Here is a 7,422-nt window from a genome sequence, read left to right on the forward strand (position 1 = left end):
TAAATTGACGGAGGCAGCCGGGTGAAATCAACACAGTGGCGCTGGATTCCCAATGCCCTGACTTTCATGCGGATGGTGTTGATCATTCCGTTTGCAGGCGCGCTGCTGGATGGCAACTACCGGTTGTCATTGCTGATTTTCCTCGTGGCCGCCATCAGCGATGGCGTTGATGGCTTTCTTGCCCGCTATTTCAACTGGCGCACCCGGGTAGGCGCTATCGCTGACCCCCTGGCCGACAAGGCGCTACTGATCACCACCTACCTGATGCTTACCATCACCGGTATCCTGCCGGTGTGGTTGTTTGTGCTGGTTCTGGCGCGGGATATTGCGATTGTTGGCGGGGCATTGGCGTTTCATTACGGCATTGGCCGGTTCGAAATGGCGCCGAGTGTGCCCGGCAAAATCAACACGCTGGTGCAGATCCTGGTGGCCCTGGCCATTATCATCCTGCTGGCGGGCTGGCCGATGCAGCCCTGGGTGATTGATGCGGGGGTCTGGCTGGTGGCGGGTTCTGCCATATTCAGCGGATGCCACTATGTGATTGTATGGAGTTTGCGGGCCTTAAGGATGAAGCGATCATGACTACTGCCTCCCAGATGGCCCTAGGTGTCCGGCTGCGTGACGATGCCCGCTTTGACAATTTCCACGGCGACCGTAACCGCGATGCCGCCCGCAGGCTGGAAACCCTGTGTGAGCAAAACCACGACCTGCCGGTGATGGTGATCTGTGGCGATTCCGATACCGGCAAAAGCCATCTGTTAGAGGCGGTCTGCCACAGGGTAGAGCAGCTTGGCCAGAGTGCTGTGTGTATCAGCATCGAAGAGTTGTTGCCATTTGGCCCGGATGCATTATCCGGGTTGGAGACCCGTCATGTAGTCTGTCTGGATGACCTGGACAAGCTGGCGGGCGATCCTCGCTGGGAAGAGGCAGTGTTCCATCTGTATAACCGGATCCTGGATCGGCGTGGTTTGTTGGTGGTGTCGATGTCGGAAGTGCCCGCCTCGTTGCCCTTTGGCCTGGCCGATCTCGGTTCCCGGCTGGCCCACGGCCTGCTGGTGCAGCTGGGCGTGTACCGGGATGAAGACCGCATGCGCATCCTGATGGCCCGGGCGGAACAGCGAGGCATGGTGATGACCGACGAAGTCGCCGGCTTTATCATGCGCCGGGCACCACGAAGGCTGGGCGAGCTGCTGGCCATCCTGGATTCGCTCGATGAGAACTCGCTGCAGGCCCAGCGCCGGCTCACCATCCCCTTTGTTAAAACCGTAATGGGCTGGTAGTCACAACCAATAACTACAAGTGTTTACTGGAGAGACGACATGAGACGGGTTGTATTCAATCAGAAAGGTGGTGTGGGCAAGTCAAGCATCACCTGTAACCTGGCGGCCATCAGTGCGGCCCGGGGCAAGCGCACGCTGGTGGTAGACCTGGACCCACAGGGCAACTCCAGCCACTACCTGCTCGGCAAGCCTGCATCTGAACTGCGGGATACCGTGGCAGACCTGATGGAGCAAACCGTGGCGTTCAGCATGTTCAACCGGCGCCCGGACGAGTTTGTGCATGCCACGCCGTTTGATAACCTGTTTGTGCTGCCGTCCAGTCCGGAACTGGATTTTCTCGAGCGCAAGCTTGAAGCCAAGCACAAGATCTACAAGTTGCGGGAGTATCTGAAAAAACTCAGCGAGTCGTTCGATGAAATCTACATCGACACAGCCCCGGCCCTGAATTTCTATACCCGTTCGGCGCTGATTGCGGCCCAGCGTTGCCTGATTCCGTTTGATTGCGACGATTTCTCCCGCCAGGCGCTTTATAACATTCTCAACGAAATCCGGGAGTTGCAGGAAGATCATAACGAAGAACTGGTGGTTGAAGGTATCATTGCCAACCAGTTCCAGCCCCGGGCCAGCTTGCCGCGACAGCTGGTTAAAGAGCTGCTGGAGGAAGGTTTGCCGGTATTGCCGGTGAGGCTTTCCAGCTCGGTGAAGATGAAAGAATCCCACCAGAGCCGGCAGCCACTCATTCATATGGCTCCGAAACACGGCCTGACCCGTCAGTTCGAAGACCTCTACAGGGTGCTGCACGGGGAGTCGGTGGAGCTGGAACCGCTTCAGGATTGATCAGAACCCATGAGTGACGAAAACCAACACCTCGACCTGCTGACTGACGGACTGCTGCAGATAGAGATCGAACTCCGGCAGCTGGGAGTCTGGCAGGCCGAGCCGCCACCACAAGAGGCGTTTCAGAGCACCCAGCCATTTTGCCTGGATACCATGGAGTTTCCGCAGTGGCTGCAGTTTGTGTTTCTGGAGCGCATGAAAGTGCTGGTTGAGCACAATCATCCGCTGCCGTCTGCTTCCGGGATTGCGCCCATGGCGGAAGAGCATTTCCGGGGGCGTCCGGAATCCGGGCAGGGCCTGGTGAAGGCGCTGGAAGAAATGGACCGGTTGCTGACCCGGTCCTGAGCACGGGTAACGGGCCGGGTTATTCCAGCCGCATCGACAGATCGATGGCCTTGACGTCTTTGGTCAGGGCACCGATCGAAATGTAGTCCACTCCGGTCTCGGCAATTGGCACCAGGGTTTGCTCGTTAATGCCGCCGGACGCTTCCAGCCTGGCGCGGCCTGCCGTCAGCTTGACTGCCTCAACCATATCCTCCAGTGAAAACTCGTCCAGCATGATGATGTCGGCACCGGCGTCGAGGGCCTGGGTGAGCTCGTCCATATTCTCGGTTTCCACCTCAACCGGTTTGCCTGGCGCAATGCGGTGTGCTTCAGCAACAGCCCGGGCGATAGAGCCACAGGCCGCGATGTGGTTTTCCTTGATCAGGAAAGCGTCCCACAGGCCGATCCGGTGGTTGTCACAGTCGCCACAGGTCACCGCGTATTTTTGCGCCAGCCGCAGGCCGGGCAGGGTCTTTCGGGTATCCAGCAAGCGTACCTTGGTATGGGCAACCCTGGCCGCGTAGCCGGCGCACTGGGTGGCGACGGCAGAGAGTGTCTGCAGCCAGTTCAGGGCAGACCGCTCAGCCGTCAGTAGCGAGCGGGCAGGGCCCTGCATGCGAAACAGTACAGCATCGGCCGGCACATCGTCGCCGTCGCTGAACAGCCACTCCAGCTCTACGCCGGGGTCTACCTGCCGGAAGACTTCGTTGACCCACTCCACACCGGCCAGTCTGGCGTTCTCGCGGGTGATGACCCGGCCGCGGGCGGTTTTGTCTGCCGGAATCAGCATGGCGGTGATGTCGCCGTCCCCGATGTCTTCCCGGAGGCTGTGGGCTACGGATTCAATACGGGCCTGTCGGAGCAGTTCGGGGGCAATCATGGTGTTTTTCCGCTGGTCAGTGGGGTGGAATTAACGGCTGCGGGGCAATTCTACTGCTACCCCGGCAATTCACAAAATGCCACCATGAATTTCAACGTCTTGTGTCGGAAACAAATGGTGACAAAAACTGACACAAGGTGACGGCAACTGGCCGTATCATAGAGCTGCGGAGTAATATAAGTTTGTCACGCAGATTCGATCCCGGAGCAAGTCCATGGCGCACGATAGCAAGGTTGTCCGATTAGCTGGCCACAGGCCGGCGGGCCGGTTTACGTTGCCTGCTGCATTGGTCAGGTTGCGTGACACTGCGGGTCAAGAACTGAAATCCGTACTCGCCAGCTTTTTCGAGCAGGCGGACGACAGCCTGTTCTCCCTGGCCGATCGTGCCGGTTCCAACAAAGATCAGTCCGCCTATTTTGATGCCATGCGGGAGCTCCGGCTGCGCCGCCGGGCAATGTCGCTTTCCGTATTGCAGTACGTCAGCCAGGCCTTTAACGAGCTGGGCCGGTTCAAGCCGGTGCGTTCCGGCGGCTCCCTGGAAGAGGTTAACCAGGAGACCCTGAGCCTGGTAGAACACTCTGAGCTTGAAGAGCAGGTAGCCGTTGAAAGCCTGACCAATCGCCTGCGTAACCGCCACCAGGAGCAGGTTCGCATGCTTGCGGCCCGGGTACGGCACCTGGTTCCCGAGCTGGAGCTGGCCGATGACCAGATTCCCCTGAGCGCCGAGGTTATTTGCGGCGGTATCGCTGAAGCCTGTTCAGACCTGGATATCGATATCCGGGCCAAGCTGGTTGTCCTGAAACTGTTCGAGCGCTTGCTGGCAGACAAGCTGGAGCAGTTCTACCAGAAATGTAACCAGACACTGATTTCCGAAGGCGTGTTGCCGGGCATGAAGAATGCCCCGGTCGGCCGTGCGCCGGCGCCTTCAAGGCCAGCCAGCCAGCCAGTCCCGCCCGCCGCGCCGCAGCAGGCCGAGGCAATGCCCCAGGCTCCTGCTGACGATGCCGGCAGCCAACTGGCCAGTGCTACCTTCAACGAATTGAGCGCTTTGCTGCGGCAGGGTGGCGATACCGGTGTTGTTTCCCGGCCCGCCGCTGGCGGCAATGTACTGGACACCAGTCGCTTGCTGGCTCGCCTGACCGAGCTGCAGGCGCTCAGCCGGGATGAGGCACAGGTTGAGCAGGTTATGCCCCTTCGGGAGCAGCTGCAGCCGGTATTACAGCCCGCTGAAGGTTCCAGTGTTTCTGTCACCCAGGTCGACAGCGATGTGATCAACCTGGTGGGCATGTTGTTTGACTTCATCCTGGATGACCGTCAGCTGCACCCGGTGATGAAGTCGCTGATTGGCCGGTTGCAGATTCCGGTTTTGAAAGTGGCCCTGAGCGACCGCAACTTCTTCAACCGCGGTGGCCATCCGGCGCGCAAGTTGCTGAACGAACTGGCGCTGGCGGCAATCGGCTGGAATGAAAAGCGGCCGGGCATGCGTGACCCCCTGCGGGAAAAAATCGAAGAAGTGGTCGGCCGGGTGCTGGCAGAGTTCACCGACAGCGTTGACCTGTTTGAAGAACTGCTGAAAGACTTCGGCCACTTCATGGACCTGGACCGTCGCCGCCGTGAGCTGGTTGAGCAGCGCTTGCGTGATGCCGAAGAGGGCCGGGCACGGCAGGAAAGGGCAAGCCAGGCGGCAAAAGATGTCATGCTGGAGCAGGCCGAACGCCGGGACATCCCCGAGGCTATCCGAGCATTGCTGGACGGCCCGTGCACCCGCTATCTGCAGTGGATCATGCTGCGTCAGGGCGAAGAAAGCTCTCAGTGGCAAGATGCCTGCGAACTGGTCACCCGCCTGATCTGGACGGTGGACCCGAGCCCGATTACCGATTCTACCCGTGCCGAGTTGTTGAGGGCGATTCCGGGTGTTGTTGAAGACCTGCGGGCAGCCCTCAAGGAAATTTCCTGGGATCCGTTTGCTACCGACATTGCCGTTCGCGATTTGGAGTTGGCTCACGTAGATGCCTTCCAGAAGCTGGTAACCGCACCGGTAGAGGTTGAAGACGAGCCGGTTGTGGACGAGCTGCCTGAGGTTTCAGAACCTGAGCCAGCTGTCCAGGCCGAGCCAGAAGTTGCCTTGACTCCGGAACCTGTGCCCCAGCCGGAAGTTGCGCCAGAACCAGAGCCGGAGCCCGAAGCTACCATTGATCCGGAATGGCTTGCCCGGGCGGATCAGATGCGGGTTGGTTCCTGGGTGGAGCTCAAGCGTGACGACGACACCCGCCTGCGTTGCAAGCTGGCAGCGTTTATCAAGGCTACCGGCAAGTACATCTTCGTGAACCGCAGTGGTGCCAAGGTGGCCGAGTATCAGCGGGAAGAACTGGCGACAGCCATGCAGACCGGTTTGATCGGCATGCTGGACGATGGCCTGATTTTTGACCGGGCCCTGGAATCCATCATCGACAACCTGCGTTACAGTCGCAAGGACTGACCGCTGCAGGCGACTCCGTGGCATCGGAATGGACTTTGTGATTCAATCTCCGGATCGAGTCACCCATTGCGTATCTGGATGCACATTGCCTGATCAACACTTCAACGCCCGGGTCGAACAGCTTCGAGCGACGGGCCGGTTCCCGGATGCCCGCTGGTGTCCTTCCCCGAATTTCGGCCCCCGCCCCGAGGGTGTTGCCATTTCGTTACTGGTGGTACACAACATCAGCTTGCCGCCGGGCGAGTTCGGCGGTGGCCATATCGAGGAATTCTTCTGTAACCGGCTGGATCCTCACGCCCATCCCTATTTCCAGACCATTGCAGATTTGCAGGTTTCCGCCCACGGGCTTATCTGCAGAGACGGCTCGGTGGTTCAGTTTGTCAGCTGCCTGGACCGCGCCTGGCATGCCGGGCGCTCCTGTTTTGAGGGAGAGGAAGAGTGCAATGACTTTTCCATCGGTATCGAACTGGAAGGGGCAGACGACGTGTCCTACACCGATGCCCAGTATCAGTCCCTGGCCCGTCTGGCTGCCCTGGTTCGGGCTGCCTGGCCGGAGATTACGGCAGAGCGGATTACCGGCCACTGCGATATTGCCCCGGGCAGAAAGACGGACCCCGGTGAGGCCTTCCAGTGGGCGCACTTCCATCGCGTTTTAAGCACAACGGAGAATGCCTGAATGGTACTGGTGGTTTTTCTGCTCGCCTATGTGATCCGGCAGCGCCTTGACCGGCTCGGTGTGTTATCCAGTGACGACCTGTGGCGATCCTGGCTGCATATCGGGACCCGCAGCAAGGCCGGCAAAGAAGGTTCGCTGTTTGTGGGGCTGTTACTGGTGCTCGGGCCAGCCGTGTTATTGGGGGCCCTGGTTCTGGCGGCCGGTTACGGTGGTATTCGTGTTGTGGTTTACCCCGTGGAACTGATCGTTCTGGTTCTGATGATGGGCGTGCCCGGCTGGCGCCCCGCACTGGAGGCCTACACCGAGGCCTGGAGCCGCGGTGACATGCAGGGAGCCTGGCATCATATCGAAGACCGTTTGCCGGAGGATGAGCGGGGCAGTGCGCAAAGCGCAGAAGTGATGCATTTGTCGGTTTCCCGTGCCTTGATGGTATCGGTGTTCGAGCGGTTTTTCCTGGTGGTGTTCTGGTATGTGGTTGGCGGAATCTGGCTGGCAGTCATTGCTCGTGGACTGGTGGCACTGGCAGAGCAGTGGCCCCAGCCGGCGGCCCGGCAGCGCTTTGCCATCGCGGCAGACATTATGGCCTGGGTACCGTCTCGTTTGCTGGCTTGTACCTTTGGGGTGGCTGGGGACCTGGCGGGCTGGTCCCGATCCATCCGTCTGGTGGTGCCGGGGTTCGGCAAGCCGACAGACAATGTGCTGATGACCGCTGCCAGCGGCTCCCTGACGGGCTATGCCCTGGATCCGGAACGGTTCGGCCAGGTATACGCGGATGACTGGCCGAAATTCGGTGGCCGTAGCATTCGGGCCATGCGGGATTTGCTCAGCCGCAGCATGCTGGTGTGGATCTGCGCCATCGCGCTGTTGGTGATTGCCGGGATCGTATGATGGCCGGCAGGCAGGAATCCGGCCCTCAGAGGCCGGATTTTTTTTGGTGCGCCAGGCA

The 7,422-nt window shown here is 59.8% G+C and carries 8 protein-coding genes; 7 read left to right on the forward strand and 1 reads right to left on the reverse strand.

Annotation, left to right across the window (positions count from 1 at the left end):
- Nucleotides 1-21 precede the first annotated feature (21 nt).
- Genes Q668_RS13215 through Q668_RS13230 form a run of 4 tightly spaced genes read left to right on the forward strand, consistent with a single transcriptional unit; the run spans nt 22 to nt 2,462 of the window.
- On the forward strand, nt 22-582 hold the full coding sequence (locus tag Q668_RS13215) for a CDP-alcohol phosphatidyltransferase family protein (protein WP_022990094.1): 561 nt from the start codon (nt 22-24) through the stop codon (nt 580-582).
- Nucleotides 579-1,280: a DnaA regulatory inactivator Hda gene (gene hda / locus Q668_RS13220; protein WP_022990095.1), complete on the forward strand. Its 702-nt coding sequence runs from the start codon at nt 579-581 to the stop codon at nt 1,278-1,280. Before Q668_RS13215 ends, hda begins: the two co-directional genes overlap by 4 nt.
- A 39-nt stretch (nt 1,281-1,319) precedes the next feature.
- Nucleotides 1,320-2,117, forward strand: a complete 798-nt coding sequence (locus Q668_RS13225; protein ID WP_022990096.1) for a ParA family protein — start codon at nt 1,320-1,322, stop codon at nt 2,115-2,117.
- A gap of 9 nt (nt 2,118-2,126) precedes the next feature.
- The gene (locus Q668_RS13230) at nt 2,127-2,462 is read left to right on the forward strand and encodes a YqcC family protein (RefSeq protein ID WP_022990097.1); all 336 of its coding nucleotides are present in this window, start codon (nt 2,127-2,129) and stop codon (nt 2,460-2,462) included.
- 19 nt (nt 2,463-2,481) lie between these two features.
- Here Q668_RS13230 and nadC read toward each other — a convergent pair whose 3' ends face one another.
- A complete protein-coding gene (nadC, locus tag Q668_RS13235) occupies nt 2,482-3,321 on the reverse strand; it encodes a carboxylating nicotinate-nucleotide diphosphorylase (protein ID WP_022990098.1) in 840 nt (279 codons plus the stop codon).
- A gap of 214 nt (nt 3,322-3,535) precedes the next feature.
- On the opposite strand from nadC, the gene Q668_RS13240 reads away from it, so the two are divergent.
- The 3 genes from Q668_RS13240 (at nt 3,536) to Q668_RS13250 (ending at nt 7,364) form a co-directional block, all read left to right on the forward strand.
- Complete coding sequence (locus Q668_RS13240; RefSeq protein WP_036219979.1) at nt 3,536-5,800, forward strand: DUF1631 domain-containing protein; 2,265 nt, start codon at nt 3,536-3,538, stop codon at nt 5,798-5,800.
- A gap of 85 nt (nt 5,801-5,885) precedes the next feature.
- Entirely contained in the window at nt 5,886-6,476 is a 591-nt protein-coding gene (ampD, locus tag Q668_RS13245) for a 1,6-anhydro-N-acetylmuramyl-L-alanine amidase AmpD (protein WP_022990100.1), read from the forward strand.
- Nucleotides 6,477-7,364, forward strand: a complete 888-nt coding sequence (locus tag Q668_RS13250) for a hypothetical protein (protein WP_022990101.1) — start codon at nt 6,477-6,479, stop codon at nt 7,362-7,364.
- Nucleotides 7,365-7,422: the final 58 nt, after the last annotated feature.

The organism is Marinobacter sp. ES-1 (assembly GCF_000475255.1).
GTDB lineage: Bacteria > Pseudomonadota > Gammaproteobacteria > Pseudomonadales > Oleiphilaceae > Marinobacter > Marinobacter vinifirmus.